This window comes from Enterococcus sp. NPDC086594, from assembly GCF_044746145.1.
In the GTDB taxonomy this organism is placed as follows: Bacteria; Bacillota; Bacilli; order Lactobacillales; family Enterococcaceae; genus Enterococcus_D; species Enterococcus_D entomosocium.
Genome location: NZ_JBIVBP010000005.1, coordinates 120,190 through 140,539 on the forward strand (window position 1 = coordinate 120,190; position 20,350 = coordinate 140,539).

General features: G+C 41.9%; 19 protein-coding genes. 4 read left to right on the forward strand and 15 right to left on the reverse strand.

All coding sequences use genetic code 11. The features are described from left to right. Positions 1 to 25 precede the first annotated feature (25 nt). From ACIPK1_RS09595 to tyrS, 4 genes are all read right to left on the reverse strand, one after another. Positions 26 to 412 carry a cytidine deaminase gene (locus ACIPK1_RS09595; RefSeq protein WP_086332454.1) on the reverse strand — a complete coding sequence of 129 codons (387 nt, stop codon included), beginning with the start codon at positions 410 to 412 and terminating at the stop codon, positions 26 to 28. Positions 413 to 457: 45 nt separating this feature from the next. After that, positions 458 to 1,351, reverse strand: coding sequence for a deoxyribonuclease IV (locus tag ACIPK1_RS09600; RefSeq protein WP_005225802.1), 894 nt, complete (start codon positions 1,349 to 1,351; stop codon positions 458 to 460). An 88-nt stretch (positions 1,352 to 1,439) separates the two neighbouring features. Beyond that, positions 1,440 to 2,351, reverse strand: coding sequence for an AEC family transporter (locus ACIPK1_RS09605; RefSeq protein ID WP_016612232.1), 912 nt, complete (start codon positions 2,349 to 2,351; stop codon positions 1,440 to 1,442). Between the two features lie 70 nt (positions 2,352 to 2,421). Then, positions 2,422 to 3,684 carry a tyrosine--tRNA ligase gene (tyrS, locus tag ACIPK1_RS09610; RefSeq protein WP_008378466.1) on the reverse strand — a complete coding sequence of 421 codons (1,263 nt, stop codon included), beginning with the start codon at positions 3,682 to 3,684 and terminating at the stop codon, positions 2,422 to 2,424. 262 nt (positions 3,685 to 3,946) lie between these two features. Between tyrS and ACIPK1_RS09615 the strand changes: the two genes are divergently transcribed. After that, positions 3,947 to 6,385, forward strand: a complete 2,439-nt coding sequence (locus ACIPK1_RS09615) for a transglycosylase domain-containing protein (protein ID WP_016612234.1) — start codon at positions 3,947 to 3,949, stop codon at positions 6,383 to 6,385. A gap of 142 nt (positions 6,386 to 6,527) precedes the next feature. On the opposite strand, the gene ccpA is transcribed toward ACIPK1_RS09615, so the two are convergent. After that, on the reverse strand, positions 6,528 to 7,526 hold the full coding sequence (gene ccpA, locus ACIPK1_RS09620) for a catabolite control protein A (protein WP_008378470.1): 999 nt from the start codon (positions 7,524 to 7,526) through the stop codon (positions 6,528 to 6,530). Between the two features lie 194 nt (positions 7,527 to 7,720). Here ccpA and ACIPK1_RS09625 point away from each other — a divergent pair, with 194 nt between their 5' ends. Beyond that, a complete protein-coding gene (locus ACIPK1_RS09625; RefSeq protein WP_008378471.1) occupies positions 7,721 to 8,821 on the forward strand; it encodes a Xaa-Pro peptidase family protein in 1,101 nt (366 codons plus the stop codon). A 54-nt stretch (positions 8,822 to 8,875) separates the two neighbouring features. After that, positions 8,876 to 9,754 (forward strand): NAD-dependent epimerase/dehydratase family protein, encoded by an 879-nt coding sequence (locus ACIPK1_RS09630; RefSeq protein ID WP_008378472.1) that lies wholly within the window; start codon positions 8,876 to 8,878, stop codon positions 9,752 to 9,754. Positions 9,755 to 9,836: 82 nt separating this feature from the next. Here ACIPK1_RS09630 and ACIPK1_RS09635 read toward each other — a convergent pair whose 3' ends face one another. The 6 genes from ACIPK1_RS09635 to hprK form a co-directional block, all read right to left on the reverse strand. Next, entirely contained in the window at positions 9,837 to 10,517 is a 681-nt protein-coding gene (locus tag ACIPK1_RS09635; protein ID WP_005235400.1) for a YtxH domain-containing protein, read from the reverse strand. 14 nt (positions 10,518 to 10,531) lie between these two features. After that, a complete protein-coding gene (locus tag ACIPK1_RS09640; RefSeq protein WP_005235398.1) occupies positions 10,532 to 10,957 on the reverse strand; it encodes a DUF948 domain-containing protein in 426 nt (141 codons plus the stop codon). Positions 10,958 to 11,117: 160 nt separating this feature from the next. Further along, the gene (galU, locus tag ACIPK1_RS09645) at positions 11,118 to 12,035 is read right to left on the reverse strand and encodes a UTP--glucose-1-phosphate uridylyltransferase GalU (RefSeq protein ID WP_008378473.1); all 918 of its coding nucleotides are present in this window, start codon (positions 12,033 to 12,035) and stop codon (positions 11,118 to 11,120) included. A 17-nt stretch (positions 12,036 to 12,052) separates the two neighbouring features. Next, the gene (locus ACIPK1_RS09650) at positions 12,053 to 13,081 is read right to left on the reverse strand and encodes an NAD(P)H-dependent glycerol-3-phosphate dehydrogenase (RefSeq protein WP_008378474.1); all 1,029 of its coding nucleotides are present in this window, start codon (positions 13,079 to 13,081) and stop codon (positions 12,053 to 12,055) included. Between the two features lie 75 nt (positions 13,082 to 13,156). Beyond that, entirely contained in the window at positions 13,157 to 13,987 is an 831-nt protein-coding gene (gene lgt, locus ACIPK1_RS09655) for a prolipoprotein diacylglyceryl transferase (protein WP_005235390.1), read from the reverse strand. 14 nt (positions 13,988 to 14,001) lie between these two features. Continuing rightward, entirely contained in the window at positions 14,002 to 14,937 is a 936-nt protein-coding gene (gene hprK / locus ACIPK1_RS09660) for an HPr(Ser) kinase/phosphatase (protein ID WP_005235388.1), read from the reverse strand. A gap of 157 nt (positions 14,938 to 15,094) precedes the next feature. Between hprK and ACIPK1_RS09665 the strand changes: the two genes are divergently transcribed. Then, entirely contained in the window at positions 15,095 to 16,795 is a 1,701-nt protein-coding gene (locus tag ACIPK1_RS09665; protein WP_400450653.1) for a M3 family oligoendopeptidase, read from the forward strand. Between the two features lie 63 nt (positions 16,796 to 16,858). Here the strand turns inward: ACIPK1_RS09665 and ACIPK1_RS09670 are convergent, their stop codons facing one another. From ACIPK1_RS09670 to phoU, 4 genes are all read right to left on the reverse strand, one after another. Next, the gene (locus tag ACIPK1_RS09670; protein WP_005225788.1) at positions 16,859 to 17,218 is read right to left on the reverse strand and encodes a phage holin family protein; all 360 of its coding nucleotides are present in this window, start codon (positions 17,216 to 17,218) and stop codon (positions 16,859 to 16,861) included. Beyond that, on the reverse strand, positions 17,218 to 17,526 hold the full coding sequence (locus ACIPK1_RS09675; RefSeq protein ID WP_005235384.1) for a PspC domain-containing protein: 309 nt from the start codon (positions 17,524 to 17,526) through the stop codon (positions 17,218 to 17,220). Before ACIPK1_RS09675 ends, ACIPK1_RS09670 begins: the two co-directional genes overlap by 1 nt. A 49-nt stretch (positions 17,527 to 17,575) precedes the next feature. Next, a complete protein-coding gene (gene liaX / locus ACIPK1_RS09680) occupies positions 17,576 to 19,138 on the reverse strand; it encodes a daptomycin-sensing surface protein LiaX (RefSeq protein ID WP_400450655.1) in 1,563 nt (520 codons plus the stop codon). A gap of 525 nt (positions 19,139 to 19,663) precedes the next feature. Continuing rightward, on the reverse strand, positions 19,664 to 20,341 hold the full coding sequence (phoU, locus tag ACIPK1_RS09685) for a phosphate signaling complex protein PhoU (RefSeq protein ID WP_008378477.1): 678 nt from the start codon (positions 20,339 to 20,341) through the stop codon (positions 19,664 to 19,666). Positions 20,342 to 20,350: the final 9 nt, after the last annotated feature.

The following is a 20,350-nucleotide window of genomic DNA, read 5'->3' on the forward strand; positions in this document are numbered from 1 at the left end:
GCGGTCTAAGGGGCTAAATCTCTTTTTATTTTGATGCTTTCCAATCAAAAGGCAACAGCTCTTCTATCGTCATGATTTTTCCTGCTGCGATCATGACCTGCGTGTTGTGGTTGGCAGGATCCAGCTGGCTGATGAATTCACGGCAACGACCACAAGGTGGGATCGGCTCACCTGCCGAATTGATTGCAACCATCTGTAACACCCGCTGCTGCCCATCGGTGATCATTTGCGCAGCCGCAGCCTGTTCGGCGCAAAAACCCATGGAACAGCTGGTATCGATACAGATCCCTGTATAAATCTGTCCATCTGCAGTAGTCAGAGCTGCCGCAACACTCCCTGCTTCTGCAAATTGAGAGAGCTGTCTGAATCCCAGTTTTTGTTTCGCGGCATCGATCAGCAACTGAAAGTCCATTTTTCTTCCTCCAATAATAAGCTGGCTCATGGTTAAATGAACCGTTTAAGCACCCGCCATGATTTTCGTCAATAGCTCAGGATCAAAGGTCTTTTCCCGCAGCATCGCGATTTCATAGCCATAAGGGGCTTTTTTATTCTTTTTGTCTTCGCCAACATAGGGTGTTTCCAAAATTTTCGGTAACGCTGATAATTGCTCATGATGAACGATCTTATTCAAGGCTTCAAAGCCGATCGTGCCAAAACCAATATTCGCATGTCGGTCTTTGTGGCTGCCCTGTGGATTTTTTGAATCATTGACATGGATGACCTTCAAGCGATCCAACCCGATGATTTTGTCAAACTCGTTTAACACGCCGTCAAAGTCTTCTTTGACATTGTAGCCAGCATCATTCGTGTGACAAGTATCTAGTGTAACGGATAATTTTTCATTTAAGGTAACGCCATCGATAATTGCTGCCAATTCTTCAAAGCTGCGACCAATCTCGGTGCCTTTACCTGCCATTGTTTCTAATGCGATCTGGGCGGTTTGATTTTTTTCAAGGACCTCGTTCAAGCCTTTAATGATCTGCTTGATCCCAGCTTCGGGTCCTGCACCGACATGGGCACCGGGGTGCAACGTGATTTGAGTTGCACCTAAAGCTTGGGCTCGTTGGATTTCTTCTTGTAAGAACGAAACGGCAAAGCCAAAGTTTTCTGGTTTGATGGTATTACCTAAATTAATGATGTAAGGGGCATGGACAACGATATTCGAAATTCCCTTTTCCGTCATAAAATCTTGTCCAGCTGCGATCTGCATCTCTTCGATCGGTTTGCGCCGCGTGTTTTGCGGAGCTCCGGTATAGATCATAAACGTAGTAGCTTGATAGCTAGCCGCCTCTTCTGCTGCTCCTAAAAGCATTTTTTTGCCGCTCATTGAAACGTGTGAACCAATCAACATTTTTCTTTTCCTCCTAAATCTAGTCTTCTCTATTATCGATAAAAGCACCTTGTAAAGCGATTATTTTGCTCATTGCCGTATTTTTTTATCAAGCGAGTCCAAATAACATCAGGACACCCGTCATTAGCGGCATACTTATCAAAAAGCTAATGGAAGAAACAAATCCCACCGCCTCTTCCTCCATCCCAGCAATCACGGAATTAATGACCCCAAATAAAGGGATCGGAGCAAACACTAACAAACAAAGTACTGGTTTTAATAAAACTGGGATCGGTAAAACATAGAAAGCCGCGAACAGCACGAAAGCCAGTCCGTAGCGTAAGCTTAAAATTTTGATTACCGTTGGCGTAGTGTGCTTCGGTAAGCGGAAATCCAAAAATAAGCCAATCATAAACATGGACAGAAACGTATTTGCGATCCCGATTGGCTGAACGAGCGCCAAGGCTGACTCGGGAATCCTCCAATCCGCACTGCGGATAATCAGCATCACTAGATAAATGGTAAATGTTGGCGAGCGCAGGAGATTCAAAAAGATTTTTCCTGGTTCAAACGTCGTCCGCTTTCCAATCAAGAACTCGATGAAAATCGTCGTTCCCCCTGCCAACATGATACTGTTCCCCATATCAAACAGCGAAATCAGTGGAATCCCTAAAGGATAAAAACTTTGGGCAAAAGGAATTGCAAAATTGCCGATATTAAAGCCTGACCCGCAGTACATAGCAAACTGTTGCAGCGTGTTCGATTCTTTTTTGGTCAAGAAAAATGCGAAGAGGATCTGGACGATCGTAATGATCAAAGCGATCACAATCAAACTAAGCGCACTGACTTGTACTTGCATTGAAGCTAAATTCAAAATGATTGCTGCCGGTAACGTCACATTCAAAATAATTTTGGATAAGATCGAGCCATCCGCTTTTGAAAGGACATTTAGCCGTTTAAGAAAATACCCTAAGAAGATCATGGCAAATAAACCGGCGGCATTCAACACTATATTTCCCATTCCAACAAAGACCCTTCCTCTACAAAAATTTGAAAAAAAGCGAACCAACAGGTCGGTTCGCTTTTTGCGATTAAAATGTTAATAAGAAATATTTTTTCTTGCCACGACGAATCACGACGTATTTTCCACCGATCCGATCACTTGCTTGGATCTCGTACGTTAGGTCTTGGACGCGTTCCCCATTGATGTAGATGGCCCCATTTTGTACGTCTTCTCTTGCTTGACGTTTTGATGGTTCGATTTTAGCAGTCGTCAACACTTCAACGATGTTCAAAGAATCATCCGCTGTTACCTGATGACTAGGAACCCCTTTAAAGCCTTGTTCGATCTCTTCAGCGTTCAATTCTTTGATATTGCCGCTGAATAAACTTGCTGAGATGCGTACGGCTTGTTCATAAGCCTCTGCCCCATGAACCAAAGTAGTGACTTCTTTTGCCAAAGCTTTTTGTGCTGCTCGAGATTCTGGTGCAGCGTTAAATTCAGCTTCGATCGCAGCGATTTCTTCTAATGATAAGAAGGTGAAATATTTCAAGAATTTGACTGCATCACGATCATCCGTATTGATCCAGAATTGGTAGAACTCGTAAGGCGTTGTTTTCTTGGCATCTAGCCAAACCGCATTGCCTTCTGTTTTCCCAAATTTCGTTCCATCTGCTTTTGTGATCAATGGCATAGTCAAACCGAACCCTTGGACTTCACGCTCACGACGCAATAATTCGATTCCAGAAGTGATATTCCCCCATTGATCGCTACCACCTAATTGCAACAAGCAACCGTGGTTGTCGTAAAGGTTCAAAAAGTCATAGGCTTGTAAAAGCTGGTATGCAAATTCCGTGTAGGAAATTCCTGTTTCGATCCGACGTTTGACACTTTCTTTGCTCATCATGTAGTTGATGGTAAAGTTTTTCCCCGTGTCCCGTAAGAAATCAATCAGTTTCAATTCCCCTAACCATTCATAGTTATTGGCAATGATGGCAGGATTTTCTTGGTCATCAAAATCAATAAAGCGAGATAATTGGCTTTTGATACTTTGTGACCATTCCAAAACGGTATCTAATGTGTTTAATTGACGTTCTTGATCTTTAAAGGATGGGTCACCGATCATTCCTGTACCGCCACCAACTAATGCAATCGGCACATGTCCGTTTTGTTGGAAACGGCGCAACATCAAAATAGGCAATAAATGACCAATATGCAGGCTATCTGCGGTAGGATCAAAGCCGATATATAGTTTCACAGACTCTTCATTTAATTGTTTGGTCAAGGCTGCTTCGTCTGTGGTCTGATGAACTAATCCGCGTTGCTTTAGTTCTTCAAAAAAGTCTGTACTCATTCTTTCTCCTCCTAATAATTGCTTCATTGTTCATCTTAACTGAAAAAGAGGGCAATGAAAAGTCTTTCTCTCAAAGTCCTTTACCAAAAAAGAAACTTTTAGGCAAATCTGTTCGTTTTCCCTTATTATCGCTGGTTCAATACAAATACCAACTGGCATTTTCTCGCACACTTCTTTCGATAACAGATAGGGTGCTACCCAAGCGCCTTGTTTTTTGCTATAATTACACGGAATCTATTCTAATTTATTGAGGTGACTCTTTTTGTCCCAGAAAACGAAAAATCAAAAGAATACAGAAAACAAAAATAGAGGCTGGTTCTATTTCAATATCAGTCTTAGGGTTTTACATGCCTTGTTCTTAGTGGCTATTTCTTTACTGGTGCTAGGCGGTTCTTTAGCTTTAGGGATCGGTGCCGGCTACTTTGCTTTTCTTGTGGAAGATACCGCAGCTCCTTCTAAAGATGAGTTGCAGAAAGAACTGACCGACATCACAGAGACTTCTCAACTCGCATACGCTGATGGCAGTAAAATCGCAACGATTCGCTCAGATCTGATGCGAACGTCGGTTAATTCCGATCAAATTTCAGACTACTTGAAAAAAGCGATCATCGCAACAGAGGACGAATATTTTAATATTCATAATGGCGTCGTACCAAAAGCAGTCGTGCGGGCGTTATTATCCGAAGCGACAGGCTTTGGCGGCAGCGGGGGTTCCACTTTGACCCAGCAGCTGGTGAAACAACAAATCCTTTCCAGTGAAACGACCTTCAAACGCAAAGCCAATGAGATTTTATTAGCCATGGAAGTGGAGAAATTTTTCGATAAAGATGAGATCGTCACCATGTATCTAAACATCTCCCCTTTTGGCCGGAACAATAAAGGGCAAAATATCGCAGGTGTGCAAGAAGCGGCGCAAGGAATTTTTGGCGTTAACGCAGCTGACCTGTCTTTACCGCAAGCAGCCTTTATTGCGGGTCTGCCACAAAGCCCGATCGTCTACAGCCCTTATACAAATACGGGCGAGATCAAGGAAAACTTGACCGCTGGCTTAGAGCGGAAAGACTTCGTGCTCTTCAGTATGTATCGTAACCACGATATTACGAAAGAAGAATACGAAGAGGCGCTTAATTATGACTTGAAGCAAGACTTCAAAAAACAAGAAGCCATTGAACAAACGGATCAAAGCTTCCTTTATTACACTGTGTTAAATGAAGCAAAAGACATAATTGCCAAACAGCTGGCAGATGAAGATGATGTCAGTGACGAAGAATATGCCAAAGACGAAACCTACCAAAAATACTTCGAATTGGCGCAGCAAAAACTGGTTAATGGTGGCTATACCGTCACATCAACGATCGATAAAGATATTTATAATGCAATGCAAGATGCCGTCGATAAATACGGCTATATGTTAGACAACTGGGGCGACTCCACCATCGAAGTCGGCAACGTCATGATGGACAATGCCACCGGGAAAGTATTAGGCTTTATTGGTGGTCGTAACTATGCTGACAATCAATTCAACCATGCCTTTGATGCTAAACGCCAAGCAGGTTCAAGTATCAAACCAATGCTGGTTTACGGACCGGCGATCGAAAGTGGCTTGATGGGCTCTGAATCAATGGTTTCTGATTATGCCGCAAAATGGCGGACAGGAGAAAACGCCGGTGAGCCGATCGTCAATGCCACAAACCGTGGAACCAATACTTTTATGTCGATTCGCGAATCATTGGAAGTTTCCAGTAATATCGCAGCGACAAATATTTTCCAAGATCTGTGGGAAAAAGAAGGCGATCATTTTTATGCCTATTCAAATTATTTGAGCAAAATGGGCTATCCTGAAGATAACAGCTGGGCATATGAATCAGCGCCATTAGGGGTTACCGATGTCACAGTGTTGAATCAAACAAATGGCTTCCAAACATTTGCCAATAACGGTGTCTATCAGCAAGGCTACATCATCGAATCAATCAAGGATAATGAAGGCGAAGTGCTTTATCAGCATGAAGCCAAACCGGTCCAAGTCTTTTCTGAAGCGACAGCTTCCATTATGACCGACATGATGCGTAGTGTTATCGATGAGCAAAAAACCAGTTCCTTTAAATCGGTTATCAGCGGATTAGATTGGAACCTCGGGAATGCCGATTGGGTCGGTAAAACTGGGTCTACCAATAATTGGTCTGACTCTTGGCTAGTCGTTTCCACCCCATCGATCACAATCAGCAGCTGGTCAGGGCGGGATGACAATAAAGCTACCGATAGTGCAGCAGGAACTCGGACAGCCAATTACATGGCTTACTTGATCAATCGTATCTATCAAACAAACCAAGAAGTCTTTGGTGTAAATCAGAAGTTTGAACTTTCTAGTGATGTCAAAAAAGCTCAAGTTTCCAAGTTTACTGGTACCCAACCAGGAGGAACCGTGCGAGTCGATAATCGAACCTATACGAATCCAAGTAGTACCGTTACTTCTTATTGGGCAACTGGCGGACCAGATACGGTCGATTTCAAATTTGGACTCGGTGGTTCAGATGCAAACTATGCTGACTATTGGAAAAAAGCATCTTCTAGCCGTTCAACAAATCGTTCGTCGAATACATCATCGAATAACGCATCCAACAATGTTACACCTACTGCAAATGATGACGACGAGGACGAGCAAGAAAATAACCAACCTAATACAAATGATGATGATGACTGATCAGCCTTGTGCTGATCAGTTTTTTTATACAAAAAAAGTGTGGGTAGAAAATCCATAGATTTTCTACCCACACGAACGATCGTTGAAGCAAAAAGTGGAACAACAAAGCGTTGCTCCACTAGTCTTTTTATTAAATCGCTGCTTATTTCGTAGAGCTTTTTTCTGAAATACCGTAAGGCAAGACGATCGTTTTTTGTTCTACATCTTCTTTGTTCATCATTTTAGTTAATAGACGCATCGCAACGGCACCCATATCATACAATGGTTGCGTCACACTTGATAAGCGTGGACGAGCTGCTTCAGCCAATAATGAGTTGTTGCTGGTGATGATCTCGAAATCCTCAGGAACTTTAACGCCTTTGTCTAACAAACCATCTAAGACGCCGATCGCTAACTCATCGTCTGTAACATAAGCTGCTGTTGCACCACTGTTGATGATGCGATCAACTAATGCTAAGCCTTCTTTAAAGCTGTATGGTGATTCAAAGATCAACCCTTCAGAATAGTCAAGGTTGTTTTCTTTCAAGGCTTCTTTATAGCCTTTCAAGCGGTTTTGGCCATTGATTGGATCGATTAAAGCACCGCTGACAAAAGCGATTTTTTGATTGTTTTTCGCCAATAATGAAACAGCATCTTTGGCAGCTGCTGTGTAATCAATATTGACACTTCCTACTTGTTCATCAGGATCGATCGAACCAGCTAAAACGACTGGTGTTTTTGAGCGAGAGAATTCCCCGCGAATTTCATCCGTGATGCGATGACCCATGAAGATAACGCCGTCCACTTGTTTTGCTAACAAGTTGTTCAATACGTTGACTTCTTTCATCGTATCGCCATCAGAGTTGGCTAAGATGATATTGTATTTATACATGGTCGCTACATCATCGATCCCACGAGCAAGTGATGAGAAGAACATATTGCTGACATCAGGAATGATAACACCAACAGTTGTGGTCTTTTTACTTGCCAACCCTCGAGCAACTGCGTTTGGACGATAATCCAAGCGGTCGATCACTTCCAGCACTTTCTTACGAGTTGCTGGTTTTACATTTGGATTTCCGTTGACTACCCGTGAAACAGTTGCCATCGATACATTCGCTTCCCGTGCAACATCATAAATCGTAATTGTTTGTTTTTCCATGATATATCTCCCTTATTCTATTTTCAGAAAATCTTATTTACATTTCTTTGTTAGGATAGCAAATTTTTTCTGGATTTGCAACCGTTTTAATTTTGTTTTCATGAAAACTTAGCAATTTCCTACTTTCCCCTCCCCTATTCTCTTCGAAAGCATGATAAAATAGAAAAAGAATACTTGAAAGAAGGTTTTATCAAATGAATGATAAAAAAATCAATGAGTTAAATGCCTGGTTGAAAACCAATGGCGCCGATGTTACCTATATTTCTAATCCAGCAACGATCGCTTATTTTTCCGGTTTTAAAAGTGAACCTCATGAACGGGTCCTTGCTTTGTTCGTCGCACCTGGAAAAGATCCCTTTCTTTTCACACCAGCTCTGGAAGTAGAAGAAGCAAAAAATAGCGGCTGGCCCTTTGACATTATCGGTTATCTCGATAGTGAAGACCCTTGGGCGAAAATCTGCCAAGAATTGACCTCTCGTTACGAGGTTTCTTCCTTGGCATTAGAAAAAAATGACCTTTCCGTCGAGCGCTATGAAGCATTGAAACGGTTCTTGCCAAAAACCGATTTTTCTTTAGATGTGACCCCGGTGATTCAAAAAATGCAATTAACAAAAACCGCGTCTGAGATTGACACCTTACTAGAAGCTGGCAACTGGGCAGATGTTGCTTTTGAGGTTGGGTTTGCTGCCATCAAAGAAGGCGTTAGCGAAATGGAAATCGTAGCAGAAATTGAGTACGAGTTGAAAAAACGTGGGGTTTCCCATATGTCCTTCGATACGACCGTATTAGCTGGTGCCAATGCAGCAAGTCCTCATGGCGTACCTGGGGATCGCAAAGTGACTGCTAATGAACTCGTCTTATTTGATTTAGGAGTCATCTGGAAAGGGTATTGCAGCGATGCAACCAGAACGGTTGCCTATAAAGAACCGACTGCATTACAAAGAAAAATTTATGACATCGTTCTTGAAGCAGAACTAGCGGCTCAAGCAGCGGTCAAACCTGGGATCACCGCTGGAGAATTAGACAAGATCGCTCGTGATGTGATTACGGGTTATGGCTATGGCGACTACTTCAACCATCGTTTAGGTCATGGCATCGGGACCACGGTTCATGAGTTCCCCTCTTTGATCACTGGCAATGATTTAGTGATTGAAGAAGGCATGTGCTTCTCTATCGAACCAGGGATTTATTTGCCAGATCAAGTCGGTGTTCGTATTGAAGATTGCATCTATGTCACTGCAGATGGCTGTGTACCATTTACCAAAACAAAAAAAGAATTGTTGATTTTATCTTGATTCTTTTAATGAAACGGCGCAATATGTTGTAATTACATGAAAAGGAGTGTTCTTATGAGTAAAAAAGTGTTAGTTTTAGGCGGCACGCGTTTTTTCGGTAAATATTTGGTCCAATCTTTAGTGGATCAAGGCTGTGATGTCACGATCGCTACCAGAGGGAAGACGACTGATTCTTTTGGCGATCAAGTCAACCGACTTGTCTTTGATCGCACGGATGAAGAAAGTATCAAAACGACGTTGACACAAGAAACCTATGATGTTATTTACGACAATATTGCTTATACTTCCAACGACATTGAGATTCTACTGCGTCATGTCACACCCAAACGCTACATTGTCACTAGTTCGATGTCTGCCTATCATGAACTGCACTTCGATTTGAAAGAAACGGATTTTGACCCTGCCAAAGAAGCGGTCAAAATTGTCTGCTCTGAGGAAGTCAATTATGCTGAAGGCAAACGAACCGTTGAAGAGATTCTTACCCAAAACTACAGTCAGATTCCGTCCGTTTTTGTCCGCTTTCCTTACGTGATCGGTGCAGATGATTATACAAAACGTTTTGCCTTTTACATCGACCATCTGATAAAGCAAAAGCCAATGGCTGTCGATAATCTAACGCATCAAATGGGCTTTGTCGATGCTGAAGAAGCTGGCCAATTTTTAGCGTTTTTAGGTACCAGCTCTTTCACAGGACCCATCAACGGTGCGTCAAAAGGCACGATTTCTTTAGAAGAAGTGCTGCAATACGTAACGGAAAAAACCGGTCTTTCCCCTCTCTTTTCAGAAACAGGTGATCAAGGCCCTTACAATGGTACACCTGTTTATTCGATCAATGTTGCTCTCGCTGAGGGAATTGGGTTTCCATTCAGTCAACTGCGGGATTGGATCTATCAACTTTGCGATTGGGAAATCACCCAAGCATCAAACGAATAGCTACTGAAGTCACGAAAAACGTTCGCCGATTTAACTGGCGAACGTTTTTATCTTTTAAAGTAATCAAATTTTGTATCCTTGCTTATGCTTCAGGATTGTTTTTTTCTAATGTATCTTTTAATTCTTCTTTTGCATCTTCCAAGTCAGCTTTAGCTTCTTTTGTTTCTGCTTTCGCTGTTTTTTTGGCATCATCCGCTGCTTTTCCAGCTTCTTTTTTCAAATCAGCTGCGGCTGCTTGACCGTCTTTTTTGGCTTCTTCAACTACAGGTTTTGCTTCTTGTGCCCCTTCTTTGACGGTTTGTTTCATATCCGCTGCAGAAGATTTTGCATCAATGATGATATCTTGGACTGTATCATCTGCATCTTCTTTGGCATCTTTCGCTGTTTCTTTCACATCGCTTGCTGATTTTTTGAAGCGTTCTGATAGATCACCTGCTTGTTTCTTTAACTCTTCAACGGTTTCTTCTGATGAACCAGCTGCTGTTTCTTTTAAGTCATCGACTTTCGCTGTTAAAGAACCGGTAAAGTCAGATGCTTGCTCGCTTAATTTTGCTGCTTTATCTTTAGCGATATCGACAAGATCCGTACTTCTTTCTTTGGCTAAATCACCATAATCAGATGCTTTATCTAATAAATCGTCTGCTTGTTTTGCTAATTTATTTCTTAATGTTTTACCAGATTCTGGCGCCAACAAAAGTGCTGCTGCTGCTGCCGCTGTTCCTCCGATGATTGCTCCTAATAAAAATCCGCCTTTTTTACTCATTGAAAGTCCTCCTTTTATTTTTGGTTATTTTTGTCTTTGAAAAATTTCATGGCTGTTTGACCGACTTTTCCAGCTACCGTTGCTTTGGCAGTGGTCCGGCCAAGACTACCCACGCGCGTAATTAAATTTTTTCCAGAAACATTTAGTTCTGAAACACTGGTACTTAGATCTGCAACTGCTGTGAACAAAGGATCGATGGTTGCGACTTTTCCGTTCACATCTTGTAAAAGCTCATTCGTTTTTACCAAAAGACCTTCAACCTCTTTTGAAAGAATATCAACGTCTTTGGTAATGACACGGATGGTTGTGTTTGCTTCTTCGACCGTTTTGTCTACTTTGGTCATTGTCTTGCTGACTTGCATCAACAAACGAACGACGAAAATGACCAATACGACAAATGCGATCGCAGCAATCAATGCAGCTAGTTCTCCTCCTGACATAGAATGGCTCCTTTCCCCATTTACTTATATTAAGAATAGCATTTCACTGCACTTTCTACAAATAAAAGACTGCATTTTTAAGAAAATTATCCGCTTTCAACAGGAAATAATAAAAAAACAAAGCAATTTCATCAGAAATTGCCTTGTTTAGGAGTTTTTGTTATTTTTTTGACTCTTTCGGTGCTTCTTTGACTTCTTTTTGAGCCGGAGCTAGTTCTTTTCCTAACTCGATCAAATACTCTTTCAAGTTGTCCTTGACTTCAGGGTGTACTAAACCATACTCAATACTTGTTTTTAAGAAACCAAATTTGTCTCCTACATCGTAACGCTTGCCGGTAAATTGATGAGCAAACACGCGTTGGGTTTTGTTTAATGTGTCGATGGCATCCGTCAATTGGATCTCGCCGCCAGCACCAGGTTCCTGATTGGCTAAAATATCAAAAATTTCAGGGGTCAGCAAGTAGCGACCAATAATTGCTAAATCACTTGGCGCATTTTCTGGCGCTGGTTTTTCAACAAAGTTTTTGACATTGAACAAGCCTTTTTCAACTTCCATACCAGGATCAATGATTCCGTATTTTGATGTATCTTCATGAGGAACATCCATGACAGCGATCGTTGATGCATGCGTTTTTTCATAATTATCGATCAGCTGTTTCGTCAATGGCACTTGATCTTCCATCAAGTCATCACCTAGCATGACTACAAACGGTTCATTTCCGACAAATGCCCGCGCCTGTAATACGGCATGGCCTAATCCTTTCGGATGAGATTGGCGAATGAAATGCAGATTTACGTCAGTTGTTTCTTCCACTAATTTCAAAAGCTCTGTCTTGCCTTTTTCTTTTAGATTCATCTCTAATTCTAAATTGGCATCGAAATGGTCTTCGATCGGACGCTTTGCTTTTCCTGTTACGATCAAAATATCTTCGATCCCTGATTGTAAAGCTTCTTCCACGATAAATTGGATCGTTGGTTTGTCAACGATCGGCAACATTTCCTTTGCCATTGCCTTTGTAGCTGGTAAAAATCGGGTACCTAGACCGGCTGCTGGGATAACTGCTTTTTTGACATTCATGTGACTCGCTCCTTTAATCATAATGATTGATCTACCGTAAATTCGTTTTCTTCTTTGCCGTCTCGCAGCATAATATCTTTAGCTGCTTGCTTGATGTCTTTGCCTTCATACAAGACCGAATAAATCGTTTCTGTGATTGGCATTTCCACTGACAAAGCTTCTGCTAATTCGCGGGCAGCTTTGGTGGTTGAAACTCCTTCAACGATCATGCCCATATTGTCTAACACTTCGTCTAAGCTATGGCCTTTTCCTAATAGGTTTCCGGCACGCCAATTCCGCGAATGGACACTGGTACACGTGACGATCAAATCGCCAACACCACTCAATCCGATAAAGGTTAATGGATTTGCACCCATTGCCACACCGAGACGACTGATTTCTGCTAACCCACGGGTCATGATCGCAGCCTTCGCATCATCCCCAAAGCCCAGTCCAGCAATCGCTCCGGCACCAATAGCGATGATGTTTTTCAGCGCGGCGCCAGTTTCGACACCGATCACATCGTTATTGGTGTAGATTCTAAAGTAATCATTCATAAATAGCTCTTGTACATATTTAGCAGCCGATTCATTTTCTGAAGCTGCCGTGATCGTGGTAATATCATGGACAGCGACTTCTTCGGCATGTGATGGTCCTGACAGGACAACGATTTCTTGCCGTTTATCTGCTGGGATCTCTTCGGCAAGTACTTCTGAGATTCGTTTATGACTGCCTTGTTCTAATCCTTTTGAGGCATGGATGATGACTGGTTTACCGGTTGTCTTCTTAGTGAATTCTTGTGCCACGGCACGAATCGCTTTGGTTGGTACTACAAACAAGACAGCATCTGCCCCTTGGATCGCCTCTTCTAGATTTTTGCAGCCTAAAATATTTTCAGGTAATTTCAAATCAGGCAAATAATGCCGATTGGTATGATACGTATTGATTTCATCGATTTGGGCGGGATTGTTGCCCCAAATAGTCACTTCATGTCCGTTTTCAGACAAGACTTGTGCCAAAGCAGTCCCCCATGATCCGGGACCTAAAACGGCGATTTTCTGTTTCACTATGGAAACCTCCTCTATCCTTTTCGCAAATTCATGCACTTTATCATTTTACCATAATTTCGATAAAATAACTGTTTAGATAATCGTTTGGTTTTTGCCAAAGCTGCGATTGTAGTCTTTTAAAGTTTGGTTTTTCCGACGCCAGATCAATAGCCCAATCGCTCCAAAGAATAATAAAGCGGAAAGTGCTTGTGACACACGGATATCCCCAAATAAGTATAAACTATCGGTGCGCATTCCTTCAATAAAGAAGCGTCCGAACCCATACCAAATTAAGTAGCTCAAGAAAACTTCGCCTTCTTTTAATAACCCAGTTTTCTTGCGCAAGAAAATCAAAACGATAAATCCGATCACATTCCAAACCGATTCATAAAGAAACGTCGGCTGCCGATACGCTTCGTCGATATACATATTATCGATAATAAATTTCGGTATATACAAACTTTCTAAGAAGGAGCGGCTGACTTCGGCTCCAAATGCTTCATGATTCATGAAGTTGCCCCAACGCCCGATGCCTTGTGCCAATAGGACACTTGGTGCAGCGATATCTAAAAAGGTCCAGGGAGAAATAAAATTTCGTTGGCAGAAAAAGTACAGCCAAATCCCCCCGGCAATCAATGCACCGTAGATAGCGATCCCACCAGACCGAATATTGAAAATTTGACTCGGGTCATCAATGTAGTATTGCAAGTCAAATAGAATATAATAAAGCCGCGCACCAATGATCGATACTGGCAATCCAATCAACATAAAATCAGTCACGTCATCTGGCTTGAGCCCGACACGAACCGCCTCTCTCGTACTTAACCACATAGCAATGATCACGCCTGATACGATAATGATCGCATACCAATAAATCGGCAAACCAAATAATTCAAATGCGACTCGATTTACTAAACCTAACATCTATCTTATCCTCTCTAGTTTCCAGAATTTTCTTCGATCAATTGCGTCAATCGATTTTCAAAGGTCTTCGTTGCATCATAACCCATCGTTTTCGCCCGGAAATTCATGGCAGCAACTTCGATAATGATCGCAACATTTCGACCAGTTTTCACGGGGATTTTGATTTGTGGTACATCAACGCCACCAATTTCAACCGTCGTATCATCGGTTCCTAGTCGATCATACTTTTTGTCTTTCGCCCAAGCTTCTAAATACACCGCTACTTGAACCTGCATATACCCTCGTACGGCACTGGCACCAAAAAGATTCATGACATCGATGATCCCGATTCCCCGGATCTCGATCAAGTGTTGCAAGATTTTCGGCGGTTCCCCCACCAAAGTCAACTCATCTTGCTTATACACATCCACACGGTCATCAGCGATCAACCGATGCCCACGTTTGATCAACTCTAATGCTGTTTCGCTTTTACCAATTCCGCTATCGCCTTGGATCAAAACGCCCAAGCCATAGACATCCACTAATACCCCATGGACACTGGTTCTTGTTGCTAAACGCCCATCGAGAAAACTAGAAAGCTCTCCTTGCAGACGTGACGTTGAGATGGGCGAACGTAGAATCGTAATCTCATGTTCTTTGCAGGCTTGAATCATTTCTGCTGGTACTTCCAAGCCGCGAGAAACAATAAATCCCGGTGTATCATCGGCACACATTTTGCGCATCACCATCAAGCGTTCTTCTGGCATCATTCGTTCCGCAAAGGTGATCTCTTTGCTGCCGAATAATTGCAGACGATCATGGGAATAGTAATTAAAATAACCCGTCAATTCCAAACCAGGTCGGGAAATATCGCCGGTAATGATTTCTCTTTCTAAACTGTTTTCAGTTCCTTCAACTATCTCTAAATTTAAAGCCTCCGCCAGCTCGCTGACTTTGACGGTTTCTGCCATAGGTTTCCCCTCTTTTCTCAATGATTCTTGCCGCTGCTTCTTGTAAACGACACTCTGGTTCTATTTTATCATTCTATCAGTAAAGTTACTACCTTCGCCAATAGAAGTCCTCATTCTTTTTCGTTTGTGTTATTATTTTACTAAGGAGGGATTTTTAATGAAATTTTCAGCATACACGTATCAACGCCCTGATTTTCCAGTCTATCAAGAAACATTCAAAAAAGCATTAGCAAACCTTCAGTCAGCCGATACCTTCTCGGAGGCGAAGCAAGCTCTTGATGCTTTGAACGAACTAAGAGGAACGATCGATACCGCAATGAACTTGGCTTCGATCCGTTATTCGATCGATACCAACGATGCCTTTTATGAAACAGAAGACACTTTCTGGAATGAATACCAGCCTCATTTTGAAGCTCTGGATTTTCAATTCTATCAAGCACTCTTGGCTTCACCGGTCTTAGATGAATTAAAAGCCGAATATCCAGAAACACTTTTTTTATATGCCGAAAGCCGTGTGAAGCTTTTTGATGAGGCCTTGATCGAATTGTTTCAAAAAGAAAACCAATTGGCTTCTGATTACAGCAAATTGGTCGCTTCTGCCCAAATCGACTTCCAAGGAGAAACCTATACCCTCGCACAACTGCGACCATTTACCGAAAATAAAGATCGCAGCGTTCGTAAAGAAGCGTTTGAAAAACAAACGGCTTTCTTCACGGAAAATGAAGACCGTTTTGACCAAATTTATGACGAGATGGTCAAGGTTCGTACCGAGATCGCCCATAAGCTCGGCTTTGAAAATTACGTCGCCTTTGCGGATACGCAAATGAATCGTTGGGACTACGATCGTTCAATGATCGAGACCTATCGTCGTGAAATTTTAGAAAAAGTCGTCCCAATCACCCAAAAACTGTACCAAAGACAGGCACAGCGTAATCAATTGGCACAAGCAACTTTTACCGACTTGCCACTTGTTTATCCTAGTGGCAACGCAGAGCCTAAAGGAACACCTGAAGAACTAGTGGAAAAAGCCCGTGTGATGTATCAGGAACTATCCCCTGAAACTGGCGAATTTTTTGACTTTATGGTCGAACATGACTTGCTTGATCTCCTCAGCAAAAAAGGCAAACAATCTGGCGGCTACTGTACCTTTATCCAAGAATATCAATCGCCATTTATCTTTGCCAACTTTAACGGTACTTCGGGCGATGTCGATGTTTTGACCCACGAAGCTGGCCACGCCTTTCAAGCCTTTCGCTCTCGTTGGATCAAAGAACCGGAAATTCTCTTTCCCAATTATGAATCTTGCGAGATCCATTCAATGTCGATGGAGTTTATCGCCTGGCCATGGATGGATGCCTTTTTCGAAGAAGAAACAGAAAAATACAAATTTGCGCATCTTGCTAGCAGCCTGCAATTTCTGCCTTATGGCGTTTTAGTGGATCACTTCCAACAAGAGGTTTATGAGCATCCTGAGTGGTCACCAGCACAGCGCAAAGCCCGTTGGCGGGAATTAGAGCGCCAGTATTGCCCAGAACGGGATTATTCAGAATATCCTGACCTTGATCGTGGCTTGTATTGGTTCAGACAGGGGCATATTTTTGAATCACCTTTCTACTATATCGATTACACATTGGCACAAGTGTGTGCGTTCCAATTTTGGTATCGATTCATCGTGGCAAAAGACGAAACCGCTTGGCAAGATTATTTGGCCATTTGCGAAGTCGGCGGCACGAAAACATTTCTTGAGATCCTGGCTCTGGCTCATCTACGTTCACCTTTTGAAAAAGGAGCGCTTGATGAAACGTTACAGGCAGTAGATACGTATCTGTCAGCCATCAAAGAAGAACAGTTAAACTAAAAAAAGACGTTTCCGTTTCTCCACTAGCTTCGTAGCTAGTAGGAGAAAACGTGAAACGTCTTTTTAACGTGAATATTTTTCGATATGGTGTTCGGTCACGATCATATTGATCACTGACATGATCAGTGCCACTAATAAAGCAGCCCCAAACGAGGAAAAGCCGAAGTTGGCTGACCCAACAAAATACGAAGTCAAATTCAGCATGAGCGCATTGATCACAAAGGTGAAAAACCCAAGCGTCAGTAAAGTCAATGGAAATGAAATGACGATCAGAATTGGTTTAATCAAAGCATTCAGGATCGACAGTACAAAACTGGCGATCACTGCAGTCATAATGCTTTGAACGTGGATCATATTTGGTAATAGAACCGCCAATGTGACAAACGTCAGTGTATTCATGATAAGCCGTTGAAAATAAGACACTAGAAGTCACTCCAGTCCTCATCCTCTACCTTTTCCGCTTCTTTACGGGGACGATTTGCTTCATTGTATTTGTTTTGTTTGTAATATCGATTGTCATGACCATATCCTGAGGTGCTCTTGCGTCCTGAAGGAATCAAGACCGCCATGATGATATATAAAGTGATTCCAGGGAACCCAGCAGTCACTAAAGATAGAAAGACATAGATCACGCGAACGATAGTTGGATCGATTCGCAAGTATTCTGCCAGACCCCCTAGAGTCCCTGTAATGACGACGTTATTGGCTGATTTTGTTAATTTTTTGTTCATTTATCTACACCTTCCTTCTTTTCTTTAATGAGTGTATACTCAACTATTCTTATTTATCTGTATCTTTGATAAAGACATTTCCTGTTGTTGTGGATAGATCGATTTGTGCGACTTTATCGGCAACCCGACGGAATTGCAATAGTTGGTTTAGGCGTTCTTTTTTCTCCCGTACAACTTCCATCTCACTTAAGCGATTGTTAATGCTACCTAAACTTGTTTTGGCGATCCCTTCAAAACCGATCCCTGCAGGTAATGCTACTTTAACATTGCCATTTACAGAGCTGGCGTTTAATTTTTGGACCGTTTCTTCTTTGTAGGTCACACGGATATTGCCGTTTACTAAAGAAATACCGGTGTTTTGTGGTGTGGCTGTCAACGTCACGTCGCCATTCACTGTTTCGATGATGGCATCTAAAATCTCACCCTCTTGAACAGTGATCGTTCCATTCACGCCTTCAATCTCTAACATCGATGCGTTTACTTTGCGGAAATCGATATTGCCATTTGTTGATTTTGTATAAACATCTTTTGCATCCAATTCATTGAATGTAACATTTCCGTTCAATAGTTTTACTGCCACATGATCATAGGTACGTTTTGGTAAATAGAAAACCAGATCGGCACGAATGCGTTTGTTTGGAATTTGGAAGGAGATGCGTTCATCATCAACATTGATTTGGCTTCTTGCTTCAAAAGCATCGAAAGGCTCCGCCGCATCCATTTTACCATATAGTTTGATTTTGGCATCTACTTTGACACCTGGTTCATCCCATAATTGGAAGGAAACACTGCCGTTGGCTAACTTCACATCGATCAATGTCGCTGCCGTTTCGTCATAGCTGAATGTGTGTTCAAATTTCGTCGCTGCAACACCGGGAACTTTCAAGTTGATATCTTTCCATTCCATGTTGTCGTTAACAGAATCCGTTACTGCTCGAACCGTTTTCTTCAAGAAGTGTCCGAAGTGGGTGCTGGCATCGACCATTTTTTCACTTACTTGATTGATAGTATCGGTCGCTTGCTCTTTCCAATCTTCTGGAATATCTAATTTTTGAGAGATTTTCTCTTTCGTTTGAGACCATTGGTCTTTGCGAATATTTTTTAGTTTTGCTTCCAATTCTGCTTTTTCTTCGGTTAAGCCATCTAACGTTTCTTCTAAGCCAGTAATGGTCGCTTCTGTTTCATGACGTGTTGCCAATTCCTCTTCTGACAATTGATCCAATTCTTCTTTGGTATTCAATTGCATCAGAGTTTCTTGCGCTTCTTTTAATTCTTCTTTGACGCCAAGAATTTCAGCATTGATTTCGTCCAACTCAGCAGATGCTTGGTTGGCTTCCGTTGCTAAGCCATCAAGAATCTTTTCAAGATTTTCTTTGTCTTGCGCTTCGTTTTGACGAAGTTTTTCTTCGCCGTCAAACGTGAACATCTCATCGTCATTTTCAGTATCATCAAATGGGCTTGTCGCATTCTTATCCGCGGTTACCTCAGCAGCAGCTTTGTTAATTTGTTTTTCGTCTTTGGCTTTTGCCATACCTTCTAGTAAATCTAAGGCTTCTTCTGTAGAAAGCACACCTTTTTTTACTAGATCCAATATACGTTCTCTTTCGTTCATGGAAATTGCCTCCTTCAGCAAATGTGTGATTGCAAGTTTAGCTTACGAACCTATTATGCCTTGTTTTTGCAAAAGTGTCATAGGTCTTAAGTACCAAGTTTTTCTCAATCTGCAGATTGGCAAGCAGAACCGGCACTTTTCTTCATTACTTTAGGCACAAAACGATCTTCCTTATCTTAACAGTACCACGAAAAACCATTGGAAACAAAAGTTTCAGCTAATAGCAGCCTTGAGGAATAGGCCTGCTAGAGTAAATGATCTATTGTTCATTTCACTGCGGGTCGGGGATGAAAAGAGCCGAAGGTTCAACTTGAAAAATTCGGGTACGATAGAATCGATTTCCATTGTCCATCTTTAGGGAAGCCATTTTATAATTTGTCTATCTTGTTCACGTCATCTATTTCAGTGATTCTTCCAAATCAAAAAGACCGCCGAGAGAAGTTACTCCTTAAAGGTCAACTTCTTTCGGCGGTCTGTCCCATCTCTTTTAAAAGAGATAAGTGATCAAGAACCTAAGCTGGTTTCTTAAATCATTTCCGTACGGTTTGTATTCAATTCACTGATTTTCCCAGTAGCAAGATACACGATCCATTCACAAATATTCGTTACGTAGTCACCGATACGTTCTAAGTACTGTGCAACAGATAAATAATCGGTTCCACTAACAACGGTTTCCGGATTTTCTTTCATACTCTCGATCGTTTTGTAATAGATGTCTTTGTAATACTCATTGACCCGATCATCCATTTGGGCGATCATACGGGCATCTTCTTGGTCAGTTTTTACATAGGCAACTAAAACATTATCGACCATTTTCTTCACATAATCCGACATATCAGAAATTTCTTTTTCGATTTCGGCGATCCGTGTTTCACCTTTGACCCGAATCGTTGACTTCGCGATCGATACTGCATGGTCTCCCATTCGTTCCAAGTCAGAGCTGGCTTTCATTACAGTAATGATCATTCGTAGATCGGTGGTTACTGGTTGTTGCAAAGCAATCATTTCAAAGCTCTTTTTCTCCAAACGAACTTCCATATTGTTGATCGCCAAATCATTTTCAATCACTTCTTGAGCAATTGCTTTATCATGTCTGACATATGCTCGTACGGATTTGTGGATCGCGCTGCTGACTAGCATCCCCATCTCATAAAATTGATTGTGTAGATTTAATAATTCTTCTTCAAACTGTGTACGCAACATCCCTTTTCC